The following is a 22,077-nucleotide window of genomic DNA, read 5'->3' on the forward strand; positions in this document are numbered from 1 at the left end:
CATTGAAAAGGGCATGTGATGCGACAAGAGGTACACTTTCACCTGCAAACCATTACTCCACTCTTTATGGCTGGCGCAGACCAGCATAATGTGGAGATACGCGCCCCCTCTTTTCGTGGTGTGATGCGCTACTGGCTGCGAGCGGCGGCAGGAGGCGTAATGGGGACAAATGCTGATGACTTAAAAAACGTGTCCGAGGTTGAGAAAAAAGTTTTTGGTACAACCAGTGAAGCATCTGCCCTGATTGTAAGGGCACGCTGTGATTTTGATGCCTCAACAGCTCCAATACTCAGCAGGGAGGGACGCAGTAGAGAAGATATCACTGGCAGAGACTATCTGATGTGGTCAGTGATACAAGGAAAACGTCCTTACATTCCTCCACAAACTCCGTTGCAAGTTTCACTTGCCGTCAGATCACAACAGAAAGAGAGCCAGATCGCTTTGCAGCGAGCCATTAGCTCTTTCTGGTTGTGCATTCATCTCGGTGGTATTGGCACACGTTCTCGGCGTGGGGCAGGTAGCTTGTCAGTAATATCGACGCAAGGGAATGTTGGCGACTTTTCCTTTGCCGTGCCAACAGCGATTGAGGAACTACCTGCTTATCTCAGTCATGGCATTCGCGCATCCAGTTCTTTGTATTCAGGTAACGAATCTACAGCACAACGGCACCCCAATTTTGATGTGCTTCGTTCTGGCGCCTGTTCAGTATGGCTAATTTCGAATAATGGCAGGCCGTGGCGGGATGCGAACACGGCCTTTCAAGCTTTGGGTAAGGGGTTGAGAGAATGCCGGACCGCCCTGGAGCTACCGGATCGTAAGATTTTTGGCATACCCGTTATGGGCATGAAATATCCAATTTCCGGTGCGGGTAGCAAATTGAAAAGATTAGCTTCTCCCTTACATCTGAGCTTATTAGAGCTACCCACCGCTAGCCGCCAATATGTCGGGGTTGCGACTTTATTCAAGACAAAATGGCCAGATATGAGCGACCAAGGTTATGCGCTTTATGCCCAGGTTGAAAAATTAATTGCGCAAAATTTTTCCTCAGCACAGAAAGTAGAGCTATGACGTCAAACGATCAAACAATGCTCATCTTCACCATTGGGCCAGTGCAGCCGTTTATTGAGCAGGCACGCAAGACGCGCGATCTCTGGACGGGCAGCCTCCTGCTGGCCTATCTGATGCAAGAATCGATGAAAGAGAGTTCCGGAGACATCATTTTCCCTAAGAAGCAAACCGTTGATGGAGCGAAGAATCCAACCGTTGGTCGGGTGCCAAATCTCCCCAACAAATATATCGCGACCTTCCCCTCAATTGAGGACGCGAGGGCAGCGGCGGAGAAGAGCCGCGAGCGCATTGAGAAGGCCTGGAAGGATATTCACACAAAAGTATATGCGGATCATATCGATAAATCCGCACTCGACGATGAAGAGACCAGGCAGATCTGGGAGCGCCAGACGAAATTCGACTCGCTCTTTGAGGTCTACTGGGCGATTATGCAGACAGGCAACCCGGACACATATAAAGAATGGCTGGAAAAAACTGAGCTTCTGCTCTCGGCACGTAAGCGGCTGCGCGACTTCAGGCCGCAGGATGAGCCTGGCCTAAAAAGTGTTATCTCTGGCGAGCGTGAGGCCCTGAGAAGCAAACACAAGGACGCGAAGACATGGTGGCGCGAAGTCGCGCAGAAAATCCACATTTCCCCTCACGACCTGAGCCGTAAAGAATGGCTCGATGCCATCGACACAGTCAAACGCTTCGCCGTCATCTCACATGCCCTGGACATTAATCGACTGAAATCTGGGGTCGCCTTTCCGTCTACAAGTTCTGTCGCCGTCGCATCGTTTGTCGAACGCCTCTTTGAAACTGAGGGGCTGAACCTGACACATTGGCGGCAGGCCACTAATAACAAGTTTGAGGTAAAAACTGTAGATGTATCGCGTGACCTGATTGCCTTCGCTCAACCCTCAGAAGAAGAAGAGCCATCGCTTTTGACAAAGAAGGCCCTACAAAAACCCGATTTAGCCTGGCTCTTGAAGCGCGATGGAGATCTCTATTTCCCGGCGGTATTCGCGGCCACGCATCTCAAGGAAGATTATGGGTTCGAGGATAGCAACGAAAATGAGATGCGCAACGCCATACGTTCAAGCCTGGAAGCTCAGAAGGCTTTATTCAAGCAGACTGATGAGGCTGGCATAGCACGCCCAACCCCTTATTATGCCGTTCTACGCATGGATGGCGACAATATGGGCCTGCTGCTTAGTGGTGTAAAGCAGCAAGAGGAACATGAGAATATTAGCCAGGCTCTCTCGGAATTTGCACATACGTCTGCTCTCCCGACAGTCGAGCAACAGTATCCAGGGCGACTTGTCTACGCGGGCGGCGATGACGTTTTAGCTTTCGCTCCACTGATCCGCGATGTCCAGGTACAGGATCAGCCACAGAACATATTACAGTTGGCGGCGCAACTCCAGGCCGACTACCGTGCAAAAGTACGCGCTGTCGTGGCCGATGACGAGCGTAAGGAGATGGTCTCTGCCAGCGCAGGGATCGTCGTCGCTCATCACTACACCGCTCTTTCCTATGTCATGCGCGAGTCGCGCGAGGCTGAGAGCCTGGCCAAAAATCGTTACGGACGAAACGCCCTGGTACTCACGATCTTGCGCCGCTCGGGCGAGCATACGCGCGTTGGTTGCCACTGGACGTATGACGGGTTAGCATCAGAGGGCCAGCCTATCGCGCTCTTCTCGCGCTTCCTCACCCTCTTCAAAACGGATGTCCTCTCACCCAAATGCATTGCCCTGCTACTGGCTGAGGCGGCAGCACTGGTAGACATTGAGGCGGAGGCGCAGAAAAGTGAGGTCAGACGCGTCCTCCTCCGTCAACTGAGCACAAGCAAAAAGAATCAGCCCACGCGTCCGTCCGCACAACAGGGAGAGACAAGCGAGACCTATGAGGACGAAGTAAAGCGCCTGGCCAGTTTGCTCATCGATCTCGCACAAAAGATGGATACAGAAGACAAAAACACGAACAACCTGGCCCTGGACCTGCACGCTGATCAGCGGCGGCGCGGACTGGTTGAGGTATTAGGCTGGTTACAGGCAATGGTCTTCCTGGCGCGAAAGGAGCTGGATTAGAGGATGCGTATCTTTATTGAGCCACTTGAGCCATTGTTGTTTCGTACCGGCCGCCCCTTCGAGGCTGGCGAAAGTAACTTCGCTGAGTCGCTTTTTCCACCCACGCCAGAGACGCTCCAGGGAGCCTTACGTGCAGCCATCGCTACCCATTGGGGGAATACGCAACGCCCGCCCCTCTATGCGTTGGAAACGATTTTCGCGCATTCCACCCTGCTAGGGCTGATTGGAGATCGCAGCTCGTATGGACGCCTGCGCATCACCGGCCTGACATTGGGGAGACGAAGAGCTGGCGGCGAGATTGAGCGACTCTTTCCCCCACCCGCCAGTATCATCAAGGCGTCCTTGAAGACTGATAAGAATGCTATTCAACCGGGCGAGAAGGAGGCCCTGCTGGTCACCAAACCCCAACTAGACCAGCCTTCTCAGAACGAGACAAATATGCCCGTAAATGGCGATGGGCGCCCCTACGCCTTGCTATCTCCCCATCTATCCCAGGGCTACAAAATCGCCAAAAAGGCCAGCTCATTGCAAGACTGGCTTACGGCGCGAGGTCTGCAATCATTTCTGAACAATGACACCGTGCTAACTCCCGAAATGACTGTGAGCCCTAACAATATATACATGCGAGAGCCGCGCCTGGGAATTGGTATGGATACACCTACACAGGTGACGAAGGAAGGCTACCTTTACCAGGTATCGCTGATTCGCATGCAAGAAGGATACGGCTTCGTCCTCGATATCGCATTTGGAGATAGGGCTAATGGACATAATGCGACCTCAAGCGAGGAGCCACATAGCGAGCCAGGTGAGGAATTACATCTGCCACCTGAAGGTTGGCTAACGCTTGGTGGTGAGCAGCGTGCGGCTCGCTTCCGCGTTCTGACGGCAAGCGAGTGTAAGGATGAGATAGATAACTCAACACAGAAAAGTGGTAACCTACTCTACTTCGCGACGCCAGCCTATTTTAAACATGGCTGGCTACCTGATGATACATCTATCCTACCAGAAGGGCTGCTTACCGCAGCCATCAATCGCTATCAACCTATTGGTGGCTGGTCGCTGGAACCTGGCAGCGCTGGCGGCAAGGCCAAGGCAACACGTCGTTGTATTCCGGCGGGCAGCGTCTATTACTTTGATCAACCAATACAAACCACCAGGCCAGTAACCGAGTACGGTTGGCAGATTGGCTACGGTATTACCTATACAGGAGAGTGGAAGTAAATGATACAGGAAGCTACTATGCTCTATCTCTACGTTGAGACCCCACTACACGCTGGCACCGGCTCCGGTTTGAGCGCGGTTGATCTTCCCATTCAGCGAGAGCGCATTACACAGTATCCTATGATTCAGGGCAGCGGCGTGAAAGGCAAGCTGCGCGCAGCCGCTACCTTAGCAGCCGCTACCTTAGCATTAGAGAGCAAAAAACCAGATTGGACAAAGGAAGAGATCAGCGCGGTCTTCGGCCCAGAGAAAGATGGCGCTGAACACGCTGGCGCGCTCATCGCGGGAGACGCGCGTCTCTTACTCTTCCCGGTGCGCTCGCTGATGGGGATCTTCGCCTATGTCACCTCATGTGATGTGCTGAGTCGCTTCGTACGTGACCTCTCTCGCGGGCAGCAAGATATTCCCTGGAGCATCCCTTCTGCTGGAGTAGCTAATGAGCAAAAGGCCCTGGTGACACAAGAGAGCCGCGTCGCTCCAGATGGTGCGCTTGTGTTAGAAGAGTTTAGCTTTGACGCTGAGCGTGATGAAAATGTACAACTGATCGCGGATTGGATCGCCGATAACGCCTTTCCACGAGAAGAGAAGAGCGGCAATTCGGGGCAAGACTTATACACCTATTGGCGAGAGAAGCTTCGGCACTCACTCGTCATCCTGCCGGATAATGACTTCCGCGACTTTGTCGTCAACGCGACCGAGATCATCACACGCGTGCGCATTGACCCCGAAACCAGAACCGTCGCCAAAGGAATGCTCTGGACGGAAGAGCACCTGCCCAACGATACACTCCTCTACGTGCCTATCTACGCCACACATGCGCGCAAACGGAGAGAGAGCCAGAGAAAGGACGCGGACGGCCTTTCCCTCTCCGAGCCATTCATGCGCGCGGAAGATGTGCTCGCCAAAGCCCAAACCATCGGGAAGCACCAGCATTACTATCTCCAGCTTGGCGGTGACGAGACCGTTGGGCGCGGCATGGTGCGTATGCATTGGGGCAAGAATCATGCACAGGAGGGGAGATAGTCATGCAGTCTACACAACAGCCAACCCGGCGTCAGACTATCGAGCAGCGACGCGCCCGCCAGGCCTGGGAGAATGTGAAATTCATCAAAGACCAGGGTACTGATCTAAGCAAGAAATATCGCTCCCTTGCGCGCGGCCTGAACGCTATGATCCAAATCAATGGTCTCGGCCAGACACTTGCCTTCCTGTGTGCAAAAGCCAAGTGTGAGAAAAAGGAAAATGGCGAGATCAAATGTAATGAACATCACTACCTCTCGCTACACATCACACGCTGGATGAAAGACCACTTCAAAGCCCATAATAAAGATGCGATCAAAGATATAAAGGAAGGCTTGCGAGACTGGGTTATCGATGAAGGGACAAGCGCCTCGGACTATCGCCGCGCAACTACAGAATGCCTGGCCTTTGGCACCTGGCTAAGCCGCTTCGCAGAGGCCGAACTAGAGGGAGAGGAAGGATGAACAATCAGCCACTACCTTCCTACTATTACCCGCCAAAAGTGCAAAGCACCATCACCGCTTACTACAAGCGTTGTCAGAATCTGGGCCTACTCCTTGATAAATATATTCCTGCCAGAGTCATTGACAAGAGTAGTGAAAAAAGCAACTGGTTGCGTGACATAATACAGCAAACAAAAGATACCTCAGAGTCCCAGAAACTATTCCAAGCCGCCTATGACCGCTGGCAAGTGATGGTAAAGATGCATAGTGCAAAGCCATTTTTCGCCGAGCTAGACTGGCACTTGATTGTCGGCAACGGCGGGGGTACAGTACTGGAGACAGACATCACGCTGCATCACCTCTATGGCTTCCCCATCATTCCGGGAAGCGCACTCAAAGGGCTGGCCCGAGCCTATGCCGAAGCCGAGACAGCACCTACTCCTGCTTCAGATGCCAGGCAAGCTACGGATGAGGGAGAAAATGCCATTCTCTCCGAACAAGAGCAACAGGCAACCGAGCAAAAGCCATCAGCCGAAAAAAACATCAGCGTCCATCCAGACATAATGCACATCTTTGGCAGCCAGCAAAACGCGGGCACAGTCATCTTCTTCGATGCCATGCCTGCCAATGGAAGAGCGAAGCTGATAGTTGATATCATCAACTCCCACTACCCCGACTACTACAAGAGCTTAGAGGGTGGTGCCATCAAGCCGCCCAGAAACGACCAGAATCCTAATCCGGTACCATTTCTGACCGTCACCGAGACCAGCTTCGCCTTCGCGCTCGCCCCAAGAAAGCCCGAATATCAAGCCGACGTCGAAAAAGCCCAACAATGGCTACTAAAAGCGCTCAGCGAGTATGGTATAGGCGGCAAGACCAGCGCCGGTTACGGCTACTTCCAGGCCCCCAACCCCGGCCAAAAACCAGCCAACCAGCCAGAAAATACAATCACGCAGCAAGCGGAGCCAGTAGAGCCTGCGGAACGCATTCGCCCGATGCTACCCGAATTTCGCACGGCTCAGGAGTTACCACATAACGAATGTCGCGTTATCTCACCAGATACATCCCTTCGACAGCGCTATCCTAACGCCAGCGCTTACCTGCGCTACCGCGAATATTCATCACAGGATATACTCCTCGTGATCAGTAAGGATTTTGAGGAAGCGAAAAACTGGGCACAAGGAGAAAATAGGAGTTGTATCGTGCTCAAAACTATTGAGCACGAGGAGACACGCATTGTTGTATGCAAACCCAGGCCCAAAAAAGGCGGCAAGGTGAAACAGAAAAACGCAAAGAAGTAGAGGGATCACATGGAAAAGAAAAAAGCGTTGCTTATCGTCACAGGTGGTAGAGCCGTTCCTGATGTTCTCACGTTACTCTGGCTCAAACCTCAGTTAGTAACTATCATTCTTTCAGAGCGGGGATGGGGACGACCCACACAGACATCAGATGTTGGGATACATGGAGAGGCGTTTGTTGACCTGGCAAAATCTCTGCCGAATTGTCAAATTAACATCTTTCGTGATGTAGATGTTTATGACTTAGAAGCTTGCTTAAATGCGTGTTCACAAGCATACGAACCGTATCCAGCCTCCGAATGGGACTGGACCTGTCATATTACCTCTTCACCAAAGGTGTTGGGCATCGCTGCCTACGAAGTTGCCAGGAAGAATGGGATCCCTTGCTGGGTTATTGATACGACTGGCGAACGTATTGTCTCTATGGTGCAGCCAACTGAGGTTGACAAGACAACCTTCTTCCACTTGACCCTCACAGATTATATGAGTGCTCAAGGCCGTACTTTATCACGTATCAACGAAAACTATCGCCAGTTCACAAAGCAAAAGACATATCTTGCAGAGACATTAGTAAACTCACCTGAGACTACCAATTTGCAAAGTCCGCTCTTCTGGCTTAAGAAACAAGAAGGCTACATGGCCAAGGAATGCCTTCTAAAAGAGATACCTCCATCATCACCGCTCGTCGATTTTTTGCAAAGTGAGCATCTGCTCGCTATCAGAACAAATGAGGCTGGTGAGGTATTCGCGCGCTTCGCCTCACTGGAGGCCGCTGACTTTATTGGCACAGGAGATTGGCTTGAGTTTTATGTCTGGAACGCGATCATACAATCGGGGTTTGCCAATGAGGAGCATTGTCAGTGGGGGCGTGAGGTTCTTGATGGCGGCGTTACACGCGAGTTTGATTTGCTTCTCATGTATATGGCACAGCTTATTGTGGGCGAATGCAAAGCAGAACGAGAAGCCTTTAAAGGAAATAAAGGCCATCTACATAAGCTGAGAGCGAAAGCGGATGTCCTAGGAGGTTCTTATGTAAGTAAACTATTCATCACGAATCAATCAAAGACAAGTGCTAGCTATGCGGCCTTCTGTGAGAGTGCAAAGCATTATGAAACGATGGTTGTAGCAGGAGAGGATCTATCGGATATTGCTGCTATTATAAAAGAAAAAGCAAATAAGCCAGATTACCAAAGGATATAAAATAGATGCTCGTACTTAACTTCACGCACCCAATCACAGAGGAACAATGCAAACAAATCGAACAGCTAGCACAGCGTCCCATCGAGGAGGTACGCACCATCCCGGTACAGATCGACCAGGCCCAATCGCTCTCAAAGCAGATCCAGACCCTGGTTGAGGTCGCAGGACTGACCTCTCACGAATGGCAGACACGCCACATCTTGATCAACCCGCCCGGCTACGCGCCAGCTGCGTTTCTGCTCCTGGCCGAACTCCACGGGCGAGTAGGCCACTTCCCCACGTTCATCCGCCTGCGCCCTAAGCCAGGCCCTATCACCCAATACGAAGTCGCGGAACTGCTCAACCTGCAAACCATCCGCGAAGAAGCCCGCCGACGTCGCTAAACCAGTCCCCATCACCACCCTCACCAATAATCAGAGGCCCGGCGCTTATTCCAATTGAGCGCTGGGACCTCTACCCCATCAAAGTAACAGAAGCTCCAATCCCTCACTCGGGAGCTTTCCTCTTCTGACGCGGCCACCAGAACGAGCGCCAAGCGCCAGCAGAGACAAGTTCTAATCCCTCTCGCGGGTGCCTACCTCTTCTGACCCAACGGTCCATAGCGTAACGCCGGACGACGAACTCTGTTCCAATCCCTCAAGCGGGAGCTTTCCTCTTCTGACCGCCAGTGCTTTGTCACCCTCTCCGAAATGCATACTGTTCCAATCCCTCAGGCGGGAGCTTTCCTCTTCAGACCTGTTTTAATCATGCGCCTGATAGTTTCATCAGAGTTCCAATCCCTCAGGCGGGAGCTTACCTCTTCAGACTACGACAAGGGGCAGACGACCATCGAAATGAACCTGCTGTTCCAATCCCTCAGGCGGGAGCTTACCTCTTCAGACGAACAACTGCAACGACAGCTAGAGGCAGATACGATCAGTTCCAATCCCTCAGGCGGGAGCTTACCTCTTCAGACCAGAGCAGGTGTCGCCTCGCCCCAGCATTCCCTACTGTTCCAATCCCTCAGGCGGGAGCTTACCTCTTCAGACCCCGCTACCAGTTTGCCGTGGCAAGGCTGGCCCAGCTGTTCCAATCCCTCAGGCGGGAGCTTACCTCTTCAGACCCTGCCAGTGGGACAGGTCGAGCACGTAATATAAGATGTTCCAATCCCTCAGGCGAGGGGTGCAACTAAATCAGGAATGCAAATCGGCCTTTTTGTCGATGCTTGATCGTCTTCGTTTTCTCTAAACACAGGAGCAAGTAAATCAGAAGTTGAAAATGCGCCCGTTTTCATGAGAAACGTCCCTCATGTTTGACATAAGAAAGTCTCCTTTGCAAAGTAATCATAACCACATTTTCCTCAGCAAAGGAGTCCTCGGTTATGATACCTGTTTCTTGTGTCTTTGACCAGGCTATTTTGACCACTCTTCTCGATCATGATCCGGTCGTGCAAGACTATCGCCAGTTCTTCGCTTTGCTCGATTGGTCCCTCGTGCAGCAGTGGGAAGACCAACAATCCTTGCATCGACGTCCACCGACTCATTCCGAAGCGGCCTACATCAAAGCCTTCCTCTTACGCATCCGTGAAGGCTTCATGTACTCGACCCAACTGCGGCGCTTTTTGCTCAAACATCCCTTGCTCATCATCGAGTTGGGCTTCCACCTGGAGCTCGATCCATCAGCTCCCTACGGCTTTGATGCTCACAAGACCCTTCCCTCTCGCTACTGGTTGGGCGAAAAACTGCGTACCCTTGACCCCTTGCTCTTGCAACAGCTCCTTGAGGCAACCGTGCATTCCTTACAAGCAGAGATTCCTGGTCTGGGCGAAACAGTGGCCTTCGATGTCAAGCACATTTACGCTTGGGTGAAAGAGAACAACCTGCGAACCTACGTCACCGAGCGCTTTGACAAACATCAGGTCCTTTCAGGTGATCCTGACTGCAAGCTTGGCGTCAAACGCAGTACCAACCAGGAGCAACCAGATGGGTCGACCAAAGAGAAGAAAGAGTTGCTCTGGGGGTACGGCTCTGGCGTTGCGGCAGCCACCACTCCCGACTACGGCGATGTGGTGCTGGCTGAGTATACCCAACCGTTCAACGAAGGAGACGTGACCTACTTTCGTCCCCTTTACCAGCGTGCTGCGGTCGCGCTCCAAGCCTTCCCAACCCATGTGACCGCCGATGCCGCCTTCGATGCCTGGTATGTCTACGAAGCTGCCGCTCGTCATGGGGGCATTGGAGCTATTCCCAAGAATGGACATGGCCATCCTGAGATGGTACGTGATCCTGACGCTGTGCCTCGATGTGCCAAAGGGTTGCGCATGACGCCTCGCTTTGGGTTTCAGCATACCAACGGCTATCGTGCTCAGCGTTTCGGCTGCCCCCTACTCTTCCCCACGCCGACTGGAGAGGCCTGTGAACGGCTCTCATCCAACCATGGGCAAGGATGCCACAAAGATCCTAACTGGGAGGCTGGTGGCCTCATGAGAGTCCTGCTAGATCGGAGCAGCCCGCTCTACAAGGCTGTGTACACGCAACGCACGAGCTGCGAACGCATCAACAGTCAGGCCAAAGAGCTGGGCATTGAACGACCCCGGCTCCGCAACCGGCGTTCGATTGCCAATCTCAATACCTTGATCTATCTCATTATTAATGTACGGGCGCTGCAACGAGCCATTTCCATCAATAGAGGACTTCTACCTATGATTTAGTTGCACCCCTCTCAGGCGGGAGCTTACCTCTTCAGACTCTGGCTTGGGGTGAAGGGTGGTGAGGTCGATTTCACCGTTCCAATCCCTCAGGCGGGAGCTTACCTCTTCAGACGGAAGAGCGTTGCCCAATAGATGCCGGGATGCTGCTCTTGTTCCAATCCCTCAGGCGGGAGCTTACCTCTTCAGACGCTTCAGTTTCGCGTGAGCAGGTACTCAGGGACTAGTTCCAATCCCTCAGGCGGGAGCTTACCTCTTCAGACGGTGTGACCCCTCAATTGATTGGGCGTTACTGGAATGTTCCAATCCCTCAGGCGGGAGCTTACCTCTTCAGACACCAAAAAACTGCACTGCTGCCAATCGAGCTCACAGTTCCAATCCCTCAGGCGGGAGCTTACCTCTTCAGACGGCAATGCTAGCGGCTGCGGCAAAGTTATTGTAGATCCGGTTCCAATCCCTCAGGCGGGAGCTTACCTCTTCAGACGGCAATGCTAGCGGCTGCGGCAAAGTTATTGTAGATCCGGTTCCAATCCCTCAGGCGGGAGCTTACCTCTTCAGACCGATGTTCCACTCTGGGAAGCACTCGGATTAAAAGAGCGTTCCAATCCCTCAGGCGGGAGCTTACCTCTTCAGACTACGATTTAATCAATGTGGATGAGGCAGGTTATGTGTTCCAATCCCTCAGGCGGGAGCTTACCTCTTCAGACGGCGCCTGTATTCCACTTCTCCGACAAGATGGATAAGGTTCCAATCCCTCAGGCGGGAGCTTACCTCTTCAGACATGAAGCCTGGCAATATCTAGCGCAAGGGTATGCGGTTCCAATCCCTCAGGCGGGAGCTTACCTCTTCAGACTTCCTGCTCTTCTGTGACACCCAGCTCGATAACGAGTTCCAATCCCTCAGGCGGGAGCTTACCTCTTCAGACCGCTCCCGCCTGTTTTGTCCCGTCTGGATTCGTCAAGTTCCAATCCCTCAGGCGGGAGCTTACCTCTTCAGACGAGTTTACCTATGATCCCAAGACAGGCATTTATGATGGTTCCAATCCCTCAGGCGGGAGCTTACCTCTTCAGACCGCATCTCCTGCGAGTTTGATATGATGCGGGTGCTGTTCCAATCCCTCAGGCGGGAGCTTACCTCTTCAGACAACGATGAATGATTTTTTGAACTGGGCTATTCGCTATGTTCCAATCCCTCAGGCGGGAGCTTACCTCTTCAGACACTACATATCAGGAGCACCAGCAGGAAAAAAGAAGTTCCAATCCCTCAGGCGGGAGCTTACCTCTTCAGACTGCATTCTTGGCTAGAGCGTTCATAAGTAACTCCTGTTCCAATCCCTCAGGCGGGAGCTTACCTCTTCAGACACCAAAGTGGATAGGCAAGATGGCGGCGAGGCGCTGTTCCAATCCCTCAGGCGGGAGCTTACCTCTTCAGACGCTGGCCAGGTGTGGGTGGAGCTTGCATTTGAGAGTAGTTCCAATCCCTCAGGCGGGAGCTTACCTCTTCAGACCAGCCAGGGCGGCGGGCTAGGCTCTTTTCTTGAGAGTGTTCCAATCCCTCAGGCGGGAGCTTACCTCTTCAGACCTAAACGAGAGCGAGGAGCAATAATATGAAGTTATTGTTCCAATCCCTCAGGCGGGAGCTTACCTCTTCAGACGAATAGACATAATAAGAATGCCAGTTCCATTGCTAGTTCCAATCCCTCAGGCGGGAGCTTACCTCTTCAGACACAGAATTGTGTACTATGCACTATCCAGAAGTACTGTTCCAATCCCTCAGGCGGGAGCTTACCTCTTCAGACCGTCTCGGACATGCTGAAAGTGGAGAGGGAGGCCGTGTTCCAATCCCTCAGGCGGGAGCTTACCTCTTCAGACGGGGGGATAACCCAGGCTGAGTTTGTGAAGCTTATTGTTCCAATCCCTCAGGCGGGAGCTTACCTCTTCAGACGGCGCTCCAGATTATGGCAGGCATAAGCCAAAGCGTTCCAATCCCTCAGGCGGGAGCTTACCTCTTCAGACGCTGATGCGGGCCTGTTGTCGGAGTTGCAACATCATGTTCCAATCCCTCAGGCGGGAGCTTACCTCTTCAGACCTCCACCGCCGGCATTGATGGCCGTCTATTAGCCTACGTTCCAATCCCTCAGGCGGGAGCTTACCTCTTCAGACCACATCAAAGATGCTGGGCTCCTTTGCCTCCTCCTCCGCGTTCCAATCCCTCAGGCGGGAGCTTACCTCTTCAGACATTTAACTGTCTCGCCTCGTCTATGCTTACCTCGCAGTTCCAATCCCTCAGGCGGGAGCTTACCTCTTCAGACTTAAGAACGGGGAGACTGCCAACGACATACGCAAGTGTTCCAATCCCTCAGGCGGGAGCTTACCTCTTCAGACATAGCGTAGAGGCGTTCTACCTCTACGCTCTCGTGGTTCCAATCCCTCAGGCGGGAGCTTACCTCTTCAGACTTCGGGCTAGTTGTATCTTGTATGGTACATGTTAAGGTTCCAATCCCTCAGGCGGGAGCTTACCTCTTCAGACTCATGTAAGTGGTATCCTGATTGGATACAAATTAAGTAGTTCCAATCCCTCAGGCGGGAGCTTACCTCTTCAGACAGCGCGGTTTTAGTAGGGTACATTACGCATTTCTTCGTTCCAATCCCTCAGGCGGGAGCTTACCTCTTCAGACCTGGCCCAACGTATCCCTGGAGCGCATTATGGCAGGTTCCAATCCCTCAGGCGGGAGCTTACCTCTTCAGACAATGACAGGCGGTATGGCACATTGGAAGGGCTATACGTTCCAATCCCTCAGGCGGGAGCTTACCTCTTCAGACGTCGCACCACTTGTACAGCAGCGCACAGCGCAGCGCCAGTTCCAATCCCTCAGGCGGGAGCTTACCTCTTCAGACCTTGATGACGGGGAAGCATCGATGCTGGCTGAGATGGTTCCAATCCCTCAGGCGGGAGCTTACCTCTTCAGACCGATCCGCTGTGTAGTCGGATGATCGCCCCGATCAGTTCCAATCCCTCAGGCGGGAGCTTACCTCTTCAGACATTTCGCGGCCTTGTGCTGGCGAAGACTGAATTGGGTTCCAATCCCTCAGGCGGGAGCTTACCTCTTCAGACGGTATTCCTGCTGGACGTTGGCTCCCTAATATTCTGCGGTTCCAATCCCTCAGGCGGGAGCTTACCTCTTCAGACTGATGGGGTTCCCGCATGGCCTGGGAGGCGGAGTGGCGATGCCATTTGCGGAAACCTCACTTTTTGGCGAGTTTTTGGAAGCTAATTTCAGGCGTTTTTTGGTTGGAAAGGTACTCAGATGGCTTGTAGAGCCTTGCGGTAACCTGAGCTCAAGACCGTGGGCGCATGTGGTTCCCGCGAGATGTATCATGGTGTTTCAGAAGGTGCGAGCAACATGGTAAATTACCCTGCTTTTTGTAGTATATCTTGCATAACTTATATTCGCAAGCAGTAATTTCTTTAGTCCGAAAAATAGCCTGCTTTTGCAACTACTAAGTACAATCACGCAAAGTTTTCGGGATGAATCCTGTTTATCAAGGGCACTCAATGCCAAAAAAGTTGTGTGATTGTACTTAGCCCTCTTTTGTCAGGGAGGGATAGGCTGAAAAGAGAAGGAGGAATGGTATCTAAGCAAAAAGAGGAGATGCACCATGACGTTGGCAAGACAAGCGACACCGACAGTGGCCTTTGTCGACGAGTATTGTACGTGCTATGAGGACCTCTTCCCTGATGTGCGCAGTGCGGGAGCACTTCAAATACGTCCATCTGGGACTCTTGTCGGAGATCAAGCGCAAAACGTTACCAGCCATCGCCAGAATCTGCGGAGAGGTTGACGCCCAGGCGCTCCATCATTTTGTCGCCAATGGCCTCTGGGATGTGCAAGAGGTGCGAAGCAGACGACTCCAGCTCCTGCGGCAAGCTCTTGCTGGCAGATCGTTCGTGTTGTGTATTGATGAGACAGGCGACAAGAAGAAAGGAAAGACAACCGATTATGTGGCCTCGCAATACATCGGGAACCTGGGAAAAATCGAGAATGGTATCGTCTCGGTCAATGCCTATGGGGTCCTCGATCAGATGACCTTTCCTTTGCTCTTTCGCGTGTTCAAACCTGACAAGCGCCTCAAAGGAGAGGACCAGTACAAAACCAAACCAGAGTTGGCGGTCGAGATCATTGAGGAATTGCAAGCCTGGGGATGCGCAGTTTGATGTCGTGTTGGCAGACAGCTTGTATGGCGAGAGTACCCAGTTTGTGCGGGAGCTGGAAACGCGACACCTCACCTATGTCCTGGCCATTCGCGATGATCACGGCATGTGGATCCCGCCTGGTCAGCGTATCCGTTACAGCACCTGGCGTCCGTTCGAGCGGACCTTTTCCAACGGGAAGTCGCAAACCCGCGCGCATCCGTGAGGTGATCTATGGCCAACGCTTGAGGACCCGTTTCTATCTGCTCACGACCGATCCCAAGACGATGCCGACTCAAAGCACCACGTATGTGATGACCAATCTGCAAGGGAACCTGCGAAAAACGCTTGGCGACACCTATGGGTTGCGGACCTGGATTGAGTATGGCTTCAAGCAGACGAAGAATGAACTGGGCTGGGCGGATTACCGCGTGACCGATTCCCGTTCGATCGAGCGCTGGTGGGAGCTCGTGTGCTGCGCCTATATGCTGGTAAGCCTGTACAGTCCCGTCTTTCACCACCAAACGCGTGCGTGGCTTGAGCCGCTTCCTCAAGGCAGTTCCAAAGAGGTTGCTCCGGAGGCTGCATCTGACCGCTTCTCCGAGCATGTGTGGTGGGATCCGAGCCAGGGATGGAAGAACCTGCTGAACAACCTGAGACTCATTCTCCAACCCTACGTCTTCTTCTCCCTCATTTTGCCTTGGCTGATGGTCTTCGACATCCCTGATCTCCACTCCGGCTTCGCTACGCTCATTTCCTTCACGAACGGCTTTCACGCCTCCCTCCCCTTCTGACAGAAGAGGGACTAGGCATCTCCTCCTAGGGAGAAATATAGCCAGGCTTCGGCGCACCTGAATAATGGCTTTGCACACCTCTGATCCACATCTGTTAAAATCGCCGCCCTTGATGCTCATCCACTTTATGCATAGGCAGTTCCTTTCTATAAAACAAGATAGCCCGATTTCTGGAAAATCAGGCTATACATAATTCAGTGTCTAGCACAGCCATTAGATGGCGAAGGCACATCAATGCATGCACTCTCAGTTCTCGCGGCAAAGGTCTGCATATGATGCGGGCAGAGAGCAATTCCTTCATAACGCCAGTAGGCTGTATTGGGACATCCTACGCCGGTATCCTTTTTGATCTCACACTGACAAACATCTACTGGCTGCATTCCTAGAGCATGGTGATAGGAGGATGTAAACATCTGTCGAAGAGCCATACGAAGCAATCTGATATGGTGAAAAGCGAGATAGGGAAGGGCCTGCAAATCGTCAACTGGAAACCACTGGACATGAGAAGCGTCATCTCCAGCCTCAATACAGGCTTCTTTGCCTAACGGTTTGGAAAGCACGTAAAGCAGACAGACATACTTCCCACGCGGATCTTCGAAATCCTCAAAAGTATGCACTTGTTGGAACATGTCTAGCGGAATGGCAAGCCCAGTCTCCTCCTGTGCTTCTCGCTGAGCCGCAGCTTCCAACGAGGCGTCTTCAGGGGTAAGATGCCCTCCAGGAAGCGCCCATAGCCCCTGATAAGGCTCCTTTTTCCTTTGAATCAGCACGACTTCCCAGCCAGAGCCAGATGGGGCCAAACGGGGGATCACGATATCGACAGTGACCAGGACACCTGTTGCGTTCTTCGTCATACAGCACCTTCCTCCTTTAGAGTTTTTTTCGCACAAAGAGTCACTCGAGATGTGAATAAAGAACTGGCGTTTTATCATCCATGCCATTCTCTCATTTGCTAAGATGTACATTTACTAATTGGTAGTAAGTGCGACGAGTTGACAGATTTTAGTGCGAAGCGTGAGCAATAGGCGCCAAGAGTGAGCAATTCAACTCTTTTGTCTAAAAACACGGCTCTGGAAGCACGTTCACCACTTTCGGCGGTGTCAATTCATGAGCAAAATTTGCTTGAATTGTGAGCAGAAGCGCCTATCCTTCGGTCCAGTTTTGGGCTGAAAGGAGCGAGTCTCGCCAGGCCAGCCAGAAACCCCAGCCTGCATAGAACGGGCAAAAGCGGGAAAATTCGCACGCGAATTTACAGAAACGATTCAGAATGATCCGCATCTCAAGCGGTTTCTCTCATCGTCAATAGTTTATCTGATCACTCTTCATGCCGATTGATCACGCTTCACCCAAAAATCTGACCACTCTTAGCACTTATTACCACTAATTTAACATATGATTACGGCACTCATAAATGTAAATGCCATAAATAAGCCAATATCGTCATTCATTGAAGATGTAGGCGATAATGTACCTTTTCTCTCTTACAAAAAAGAATGGAATAGAAAATGATCATCTTAAGGAGAACCAATGGCCAGGAACCAATTTAAAATGAGCGAGTTTTGACGAGCCATCATTATGTTTGGCCTGAACACGGCTACCTATAAAATTGCCCTGGGTCACTGTCTTGTGAAGTTTGCGGATGAGGGAACAACACATGTTTCGATGACTGAGTGAGCAGAGAAGTTTTTTGATCTTTACGCTGAGAGGCTAGAAAAGGGCAAGCCTCAGTTAGGTCATCCTTATCGGCAGACTGAATTGGAATGGCCCCGGCGCATTGCCAGCGACGCGACGTACACTCGCGCGGAGGCAAACTGCATGCAGAAGAATTGGCACGGGTGATCGCTCAGGTGCTCCTCAAAGCACAAGCCGGGGAGACGAGCGCGGACTCATAAGCGGCTGAGACGTTGAGCCAGGTGGCCGTCGATATCCCTCTCCACCTAATGGCTCCCTGGGAGGAGATCTTCTCGACACTCCAGGCGCTGGCATGAATATATTCTGATCAAAGGATCTGAATGTTATCGTTTTTCATCGGGAGGTAAAAGTGTTTGCAGATACCATCACAGTGCTCAAAGCCTATCACGAAGCGGGACACGCTGTCGTAGGACACGCGATTGGACGATGCATCGAATCTGTCGCGCTCCTGAGCGGAGAAGACGGATATGGAGGCTACTGCCGTTTTAGTGCCTTCATGGAAGACGCAAATGGACACCCAGAGTGGAATGAGAAAAGCGCAAATCCTGATCTTATCACGATCTACTACGCTGGTATGCTATCCACCGCGTATTATTGCTCTCTCTATCTCGCATTGGATGAAGAGGAAGATAGTGTCAGATATCCTGAAGGAAGCGAGCGAGAGGATTTGGAACGAATTAAAGAAATACTTTCCCAGATGAATATTGATCAGCAGCAACGTGAGGCTATAACAGATACGTGCTGGACACAGGCTCAAACCATCCTTTCAGACTATTCCATTGCTGTCGATAAAGTGACTGCTGTGCTCGTAAAACGAGGGTCGCTCACAGGGTACGCTGCTCATCGCCTGATTTGGCAAGCGGTTGGGTATCCTGAGAATGATTGGCGGTTTGTGGCTTTAGGCATCAAAAAGAAGTAGATCTATTACTCTGTATGCTGAAGCATCGAGCACTCAGCCCCACATCCATGATCAAGGAGCAGGACCTGGCAGCCATCTCTCCTGGAGTAAGACTTCTCAGATGCGCTGCCGATATGGTACCTGCTCAGTTTGGCGATTTGCTCAAAAGCAGAGCGTTGCCGGAGAACTGGCGAGAACGCATACGCCGCGACATGATGGCAAAAGCCTTTGCCCATACACCCACGCCGGAAACCGTCGAGCGCGAATCTGAGCCAGAGCATCGTTTTTCCCTGATCTCAGGTTCTGTGCTGGACCGGGCCGATGGTATCATCTATGCTGTCGTCGGTGCGTGTTTCCTCATAGGCGCTATCTGCGCGCTCTGCTATAGCTTTTGGGATTTCGCCACCAATATAACAGCAGCCATAGAGGCGGGAAGAGGAGATCCTGCCCTGCTGGCAAAGGCCATTATCCAATTCGTCTCAGATCTTCTGCTGGTCTTGATCATCATGGAGGTACTGGGACCGTTACCCATTATCTCAAATCCCACGCGACCTCGCTGCGCCCATTTCTCGTTATCGGCATCGTCTCTGCTACCCGAAGCATTCTCTCCATCGGTGCCCGGCTCTCCGTCGAAGGCTCTTCCATTTAGATGATTTGTGAAGAATACAGCCTAGACAAAAAGCTTAGGGCGCTCACCTTTGAGTCACCCTAAGCTTTTTTATTGCAGTATAACATGTTAGCTAATTTTGCTCGTTAAACTCATCTATTTCTTCACGCGTGACGTTGCGACCAAGGTGTGTACTCAGACCCTTTAGAATACGCGCTTGTGTCAGCCTGCTTACACTCTTGCCCTCTTCTGCTCGCTGAATACTTGAAATAGATACGTCGGCAATGTGTGCCAATTCTTGGCGTGTTAAGACCGCCACATCAATACGAAAATCTTCCAACTTCATATGAACCCTCAAACAACAATTTTAAATACCTTTGAATGCTAGTGTACCATACAAAAGCAAGTAAAGTGAGTTAAGGTATTCAAGAAACATTAAAAATTATAAATTTTGCCCTAAAAATTATTGAAACTATTCAAGAGTTGTCAATTCAACTCAAAAGCATTGCAAACCACTCAATAATATGCTAATCTTGTTATGTAAGGATCCTTTCGTATTTGTTAATCCTTTAATGTCAAGTTTGAGGAGGTGATAACCGATAAAAAACTGACTCTCGTGAATCAGACGAGAGTCAGTGAGTGAGAACGCACAAAAACCTTGGAAGTTCCGGAGTTCTCTGTGCTCAGCATAGCGCATCGAGACTCCGCAGTCAAGAAAGAGATGATGCACTATGTCACAACGAGCCTCAACAGACGTACATTCAGGCCATGTCATGGATGCTCCTGTCACCATTTCCAACCTTATCTTCTTTCGTGGCGTCCAGGCGGGATATCAGGCCTATCAGAACGAACCAACCCCGCTCAATGAGCATGACCTCTTTGAACATCTTGCGCATCGCCTGCTCGCGTATCCCGATTCGACCTGCGAGAATACCGGCTGGGTCATCGGCTGGGTGAAGGGCTTACTGGAAGCTTCCTCCACTCAACAGCCGCCCTTCTCCATTTCGTCTGGTAGACGCGCTGAGGAACCTGCTCCCTACGGGGATAACTTTCTCCCTGTGATTTCCAATGACAACCAGCTTCACAGCATCACCAACCTGTTTTGCTATGCTCCTTCATGTCCCTGTCATGAAGACCAGGAGAACATTGCAGAGGTTGCCCGTTACGTGAATGACGGTCTTCTCACCACGCAAGAAGCAACCGATCATATCGCAGGGAAGCATCTCTAGCTGGGAATGCCCCTCTTGTTGCCTGTAAGCAACAAGAGGGGACAAGAGGAGGAAACGCATGAAGCAGAACAGAATGGGAATCACCTCACGCTTCCATGAGAAAGCACAGCAGCAAGACGCCTCGCGACAGCGCGTCGGAACCTCGTGTAGTTTTTACCCAGAGGATACATCCAGGCCGACAGACAAGACAGAGCACACAGGCATTGATGCCATCCTTATCTGTGCCGATCCTGTCTTTCATAACGGAGTCCAATCAGGACGGTGCGAGTTTATCGCCCTGGCTTTTGAAAAGCGCGAGATCGTGGCTCAGGATGTAGAGAACGCCCTGCAATGGGCCATGTACGACACCTTGCGCCCGGCATTATGGCGCTATGGCTATGTGTGCGGCTGGAACGAAGAGTTTTACAAATACGCCATGCGCAAACGAGAGGAACAAGCCCACACTCCAAGACCGGCACATGACGAGAGGAGAGAAAGATAATGCGCCCTTCTCGCTATCGTCCAACGCTGGAAACCGAACAGCAACCCACACGCACAAAGCACGTTACCAGAGCACTGAGAGAGGAAAGAGACACCCAGGACCAGGTCAACGAAGACGCCTTGTATGACACGCGTACCCATACAAGTGTGGTACGCCAAGGCTCCTATCAGCCAGCCAGGACAGACGCGCAGGGTACGCGCCGAATCAGTGTGTCTGTCCACGAGCACCCCAGGCAACAGAGGCAGCTCCAGCAGGAGTCCCTCTTACCCGTTGGGACGCCCAGGCCGTTTCATGTTCCCCGGTGGCCTGCCTATGTGGGACTGGTAGGCGTCTTCATGATTGGTGGATGGCTTGGCATAGGCGTAGGACAACAAGCGTGGCAAGGATGGCAAGATGACCTACACTATGGACACCCCCGTACCTACCAGACTGACACCGTTGTCGGTCACAATCACGATACCAGAGCGAACCCTTCTCAATTCATAGTGCTCAATCTGCATGGGCAGATTACGGTCATTGAACTACCTGCAGGTGACCCAGGCAAAACCCATGTGTACAAAACAGGGATGACACTGCTCGGAAGTGGGCAAGACATGACCCCGGCACAGGTCACGTTCAAAGACCTGGACGGAGACATGATTGTCTCTGTTGGAGGGCAAAGCATTGCCTACAAGAACGAGAACGACGTCTTCAGCACCACCCCTATGAAGGAGGTCAAAGAGTGATCGTCACACCAGCATACCCCGTGCAAACCAAGCAGCCACAGCGCCCCCAGGAGAGCGAACCAAGAGGGCCACGCCGAACGCTAGGCATGTTGACCCAACGGGTACACGACCTGATGGGCGTCACCTTTAGCGGGGTGGATGAATATGTTGTGCTCTGTTGTAAGGAGACGATCACAGCCACCCTTGCTCTGAACTTGCAAACCACATTTCAGACAGAGCGCCCCATCCAAGCCATAGTGGTCTCGTATGGCAAAGTCAACACGACAGGCGATGGGTATATCGTCATCCGTTGGCGCGGAACCGTTCCAGAGACCTTTTTTGACCAGCTCGACCAACTGAATCACGACATTGCCTTCTACCTGGCCTTCCTCGCAGGCCCGCTCGATACCTGTAGAGCGCCGTGGGACAGGACCACCCACGCCTAATGTTTCTGGGAAGAGCACGCCGTGATGATG

The 22,077-nt window shown here is 52.0% G+C and carries 18 protein-coding genes, 1 pseudogene and 1 CRISPR repeat array; of the genes and pseudogenes, 17 read left to right on the forward strand and 2 right to left on the reverse strand.

Annotated elements, in window-relative coordinates; translation table 11 throughout:
- Nucleotides 1-18: 18 nt before the first annotated feature.
- The 10 genes and pseudogenes from cmr1 to KRAC_RS79440 all read left to right on the forward strand — a co-directional run bounded on the left by cmr1 (nucleotide 19) and on the right by KRAC_RS79440 (nucleotide 15,990).
- Nucleotides 19-1,068, forward strand: a complete 1,050-nt coding sequence (cmr1, locus tag KRAC_RS11375) for a type III-B CRISPR module RAMP protein Cmr1 (RefSeq protein WP_007907046.1) — start codon at nucleotides 19-21, stop codon at nucleotides 1,066-1,068.
- Entirely contained in the window at nucleotides 1,065-3,137 is a 2,073-nt protein-coding gene (gene cas10 / locus KRAC_RS11380) for a type III-B CRISPR-associated protein Cas10/Cmr2 (protein WP_007907047.1), read from the forward strand. The genes cmr1 and cas10 overlap by 4 nt, the downstream gene beginning before the upstream one ends.
- A 3-nt stretch (nucleotides 3,138-3,140) precedes the next feature.
- On the forward strand, nucleotides 3,141-4,358 hold the full coding sequence (gene cmr3 / locus KRAC_RS11385) for a type III-B CRISPR module-associated protein Cmr3 (protein ID WP_007907048.1): 1,218 nt from the start codon (nucleotides 3,141-3,143) through the stop codon (nucleotides 4,356-4,358).
- Nucleotides 4,359-5,381, forward strand: coding sequence for a type III-B CRISPR module RAMP protein Cmr4 (cmr4, locus tag KRAC_RS11390; protein WP_007907049.1), 1,023 nt, complete (start codon nucleotides 4,359-4,361; stop codon nucleotides 5,379-5,381).
- A gap of 2 nt (nucleotides 5,382-5,383) precedes the next feature.
- Nucleotides 5,384-5,842, forward strand: coding sequence for a type III-B CRISPR module-associated protein Cmr5 (cmr5, locus tag KRAC_RS11395; protein ID WP_007907050.1), 459 nt, complete (start codon nucleotides 5,384-5,386; stop codon nucleotides 5,840-5,842).
- On the forward strand, nucleotides 5,839-7,122 hold the full coding sequence (cmr6, locus tag KRAC_RS11400; RefSeq protein WP_007907051.1) for a type III-B CRISPR module RAMP protein Cmr6: 1,284 nt from the start codon (nucleotides 5,839-5,841) through the stop codon (nucleotides 7,120-7,122). Before cmr5 ends, cmr6 begins: the two co-directional genes overlap by 4 nt.
- A 9-nt stretch (nucleotides 7,123-7,131) precedes the next feature.
- Nucleotides 7,132-8,319 (forward strand): Card1-like endonuclease domain-containing protein, encoded by a 1,188-nt coding sequence (locus tag KRAC_RS11405; RefSeq protein WP_007907053.1) that lies wholly within the window; start codon nucleotides 7,132-7,134, stop codon nucleotides 8,317-8,319.
- Between the two features lie 5 nt (nucleotides 8,320-8,324).
- Nucleotides 8,325-8,702: a CRISPR-associated protein Csx15 gene (gene csx15 / locus KRAC_RS11410; RefSeq protein WP_007907055.1), complete on the forward strand. Its 378-nt coding sequence runs from the start codon at nucleotides 8,325-8,327 to the stop codon at nucleotides 8,700-8,702.
- A gap of 977 nt (nucleotides 8,703-9,679) precedes the next feature.
- Nucleotides 9,680-11,008 (forward strand): transposase, encoded by a 1,329-nt coding sequence (locus KRAC_RS11415; protein ID WP_007907058.1) that lies wholly within the window; start codon nucleotides 9,680-9,682, stop codon nucleotides 11,006-11,008.
- A CRISPR array of direct repeats spans nucleotides 11,009-14,194; the repeat unit is 37 nt; unit sequence GTTCCAATCCCTCAGGCGGGAGCTTACCTCTTCAGAC. It begins immediately after the preceding gene.
- A gap of 470 nt (nucleotides 14,195-14,664) precedes the next feature.
- A pseudogene (locus KRAC_RS79440) lies at nucleotides 14,665-15,990 on the forward strand (IS701 family transposase).
- A gap of 194 nt (nucleotides 15,991-16,184) precedes the next feature.
- On the opposite strand, the gene KRAC_RS11435 reads toward KRAC_RS79440, so the two are convergent.
- Nucleotides 16,185-16,844, reverse strand: coding sequence for an NUDIX domain-containing protein (locus tag KRAC_RS11435; RefSeq protein WP_007907066.1), 660 nt, complete (start codon nucleotides 16,842-16,844; stop codon nucleotides 16,185-16,187).
- Nucleotides 16,845-17,750: 906 nt separating this feature from the next.
- Here KRAC_RS11435 and KRAC_RS78220 point away from each other — a divergent pair.
- From KRAC_RS78220 to KRAC_RS11445, 3 genes are all read left to right on the forward strand, one after another.
- Nucleotides 17,751-17,882 (forward strand): hypothetical protein, encoded by a 132-nt coding sequence (locus tag KRAC_RS78220; protein WP_274532093.1) that lies wholly within the window; start codon nucleotides 17,751-17,753, stop codon nucleotides 17,880-17,882.
- A 149-nt stretch (nucleotides 17,883-18,031) separates the two neighbouring features.
- Nucleotides 18,032-18,601: a hypothetical protein gene (locus KRAC_RS11440; protein ID WP_007907069.1), complete on the forward strand. Its 570-nt coding sequence runs from the start codon at nucleotides 18,032-18,034 to the stop codon at nucleotides 18,599-18,601.
- Nucleotides 18,602-18,615: 14 nt separating this feature from the next.
- Nucleotides 18,616-19,233 carry a hypothetical protein gene (locus KRAC_RS11445; RefSeq protein ID WP_007907070.1) on the forward strand — a complete coding sequence of 206 codons (618 nt, stop codon included), beginning with the start codon at nucleotides 18,616-18,618 and terminating at the stop codon, nucleotides 19,231-19,233.
- Nucleotides 19,234-19,320: 87 nt separating this feature from the next.
- On the opposite strand, the gene KRAC_RS11450 is transcribed toward KRAC_RS11445, so the two are convergent.
- Nucleotides 19,321-19,533, reverse strand: coding sequence for a hypothetical protein (locus tag KRAC_RS11450; RefSeq protein ID WP_007907071.1), 213 nt, complete (start codon nucleotides 19,531-19,533; stop codon nucleotides 19,321-19,323).
- A 385-nt stretch (nucleotides 19,534-19,918) separates the two neighbouring features.
- Here KRAC_RS11450 and KRAC_RS11455 point away from each other — a divergent pair, with 385 nt between their 5' ends.
- The 4 genes from KRAC_RS11455 to KRAC_RS11470 are packed head-to-tail and all read left to right on the forward strand — an operon-like array spanning nucleotide 19,919 to nucleotide 22,047.
- Nucleotides 19,919-20,416 (forward strand): hypothetical protein, encoded by a 498-nt coding sequence (locus KRAC_RS11455; RefSeq protein WP_040442356.1) that lies wholly within the window; start codon nucleotides 19,919-19,921, stop codon nucleotides 20,414-20,416.
- Nucleotides 20,417-20,474: 58 nt separating this feature from the next.
- The gene (locus tag KRAC_RS11460; RefSeq protein ID WP_007907074.1) at nucleotides 20,475-20,897 is read left to right on the forward strand and encodes a hypothetical protein; all 423 of its coding nucleotides are present in this window, start codon (nucleotides 20,475-20,477) and stop codon (nucleotides 20,895-20,897) included.
- Entirely contained in the window at nucleotides 20,897-21,622 is a 726-nt protein-coding gene (locus KRAC_RS61300) for a hypothetical protein (RefSeq protein ID WP_007907075.1), read from the forward strand. Before KRAC_RS11460 ends, KRAC_RS61300 begins: the two co-directional genes overlap by 1 nt.
- Nucleotides 21,619-22,047, forward strand: coding sequence for a hypothetical protein (locus tag KRAC_RS11470; RefSeq protein ID WP_007907076.1), 429 nt, complete (start codon nucleotides 21,619-21,621; stop codon nucleotides 22,045-22,047). The genes KRAC_RS61300 and KRAC_RS11470 overlap by 4 nt, the downstream gene beginning before the upstream one ends.
- Nucleotides 22,048-22,077 lie beyond the last annotated feature (30 nt).

Source organism: Ktedonobacter racemifer DSM 44963 (genome assembly GCF_000178855.1).
Classification (GTDB): domain Bacteria; phylum Chloroflexota; class Ktedonobacteria; order Ktedonobacterales; family Ktedonobacteraceae; genus Ktedonobacter; species Ktedonobacter racemifer.

What these genes read in the sequence shown, in the direction of transcription:
- cmr5 (WP_007907050.1), top strand. Translation starts at nt 5,384, where the DNA reads ATGCAGTCTACACAACAGCCAACCCGGCGTCAGACTATCGAGCAGCGA.
- KRAC_RS78220 (WP_274532093.1), top strand. Translation starts at nt 17,751, where the DNA reads ATGGCCCCGGCGCATTGCCAGCGACGCGACGTACACTCGCGCGGAGGC.
- cas10 (WP_007907047.1), top strand. Translation starts at nt 1,065, where the DNA reads ATGACGTCAAACGATCAAACAATGCTCATCTTCACCATTGGGCCAGTG.
- KRAC_RS11450 (WP_007907071.1), bottom strand. Translation starts at nt 19,533, where the DNA reads ATGAAGTTGGAAGATTTTCGTATTGATGTGGCGGTCTTAACACGCCAA.
- KRAC_RS11415 (WP_007907058.1), top strand. Translation starts at nt 9,680, where the DNA reads ATGATACCTGTTTCTTGTGTCTTTGACCAGGCTATTTTGACCACTCTT.
- cmr1 (WP_007907046.1), top strand. Translation starts at nt 19, where the DNA reads ATGCGACAAGAGGTACACTTTCACCTGCAAACCATTACTCCACTCTTT.
- KRAC_RS11405 (WP_007907053.1), top strand. Translation starts at nt 7,132, where the DNA reads ATGGAAAAGAAAAAAGCGTTGCTTATCGTCACAGGTGGTAGAGCCGTT.
- cmr4 (WP_007907049.1), top strand. Translation starts at nt 4,359, where the DNA reads ATGATACAGGAAGCTACTATGCTCTATCTCTACGTTGAGACCCCACTA.
- KRAC_RS11455 (WP_040442356.1), top strand. Translation starts at nt 19,919, where the DNA reads ATGTCACAACGAGCCTCAACAGACGTACATTCAGGCCATGTCATGGAT.
- KRAC_RS11445 (WP_007907070.1), top strand. Translation starts at nt 18,616, where the DNA reads ATGCTGAAGCATCGAGCACTCAGCCCCACATCCATGATCAAGGAGCAG.
- KRAC_RS11460 (WP_007907074.1), top strand. Translation starts at nt 20,475, where the DNA reads ATGAAGCAGAACAGAATGGGAATCACCTCACGCTTCCATGAGAAAGCA.
- cmr6 (WP_007907051.1), top strand. Translation starts at nt 5,839, where the DNA reads ATGAACAATCAGCCACTACCTTCCTACTATTACCCGCCAAAAGTGCAA.
- csx15 (WP_007907055.1), top strand. Translation starts at nt 8,325, where the DNA reads ATGCTCGTACTTAACTTCACGCACCCAATCACAGAGGAACAATGCAAA.
- KRAC_RS11435 (WP_007907066.1), bottom strand. Translation starts at nt 16,844, where the DNA reads ATGACGAAGAACGCAACAGGTGTCCTGGTCACTGTCGATATCGTGATC.
- KRAC_RS61300 (WP_007907075.1), top strand. Translation starts at nt 20,897, where the DNA reads ATGCGCCCTTCTCGCTATCGTCCAACGCTGGAAACCGAACAGCAACCC.
- cmr3 (WP_007907048.1), top strand. Translation starts at nt 3,141, where the DNA reads ATGCGTATCTTTATTGAGCCACTTGAGCCATTGTTGTTTCGTACCGGC.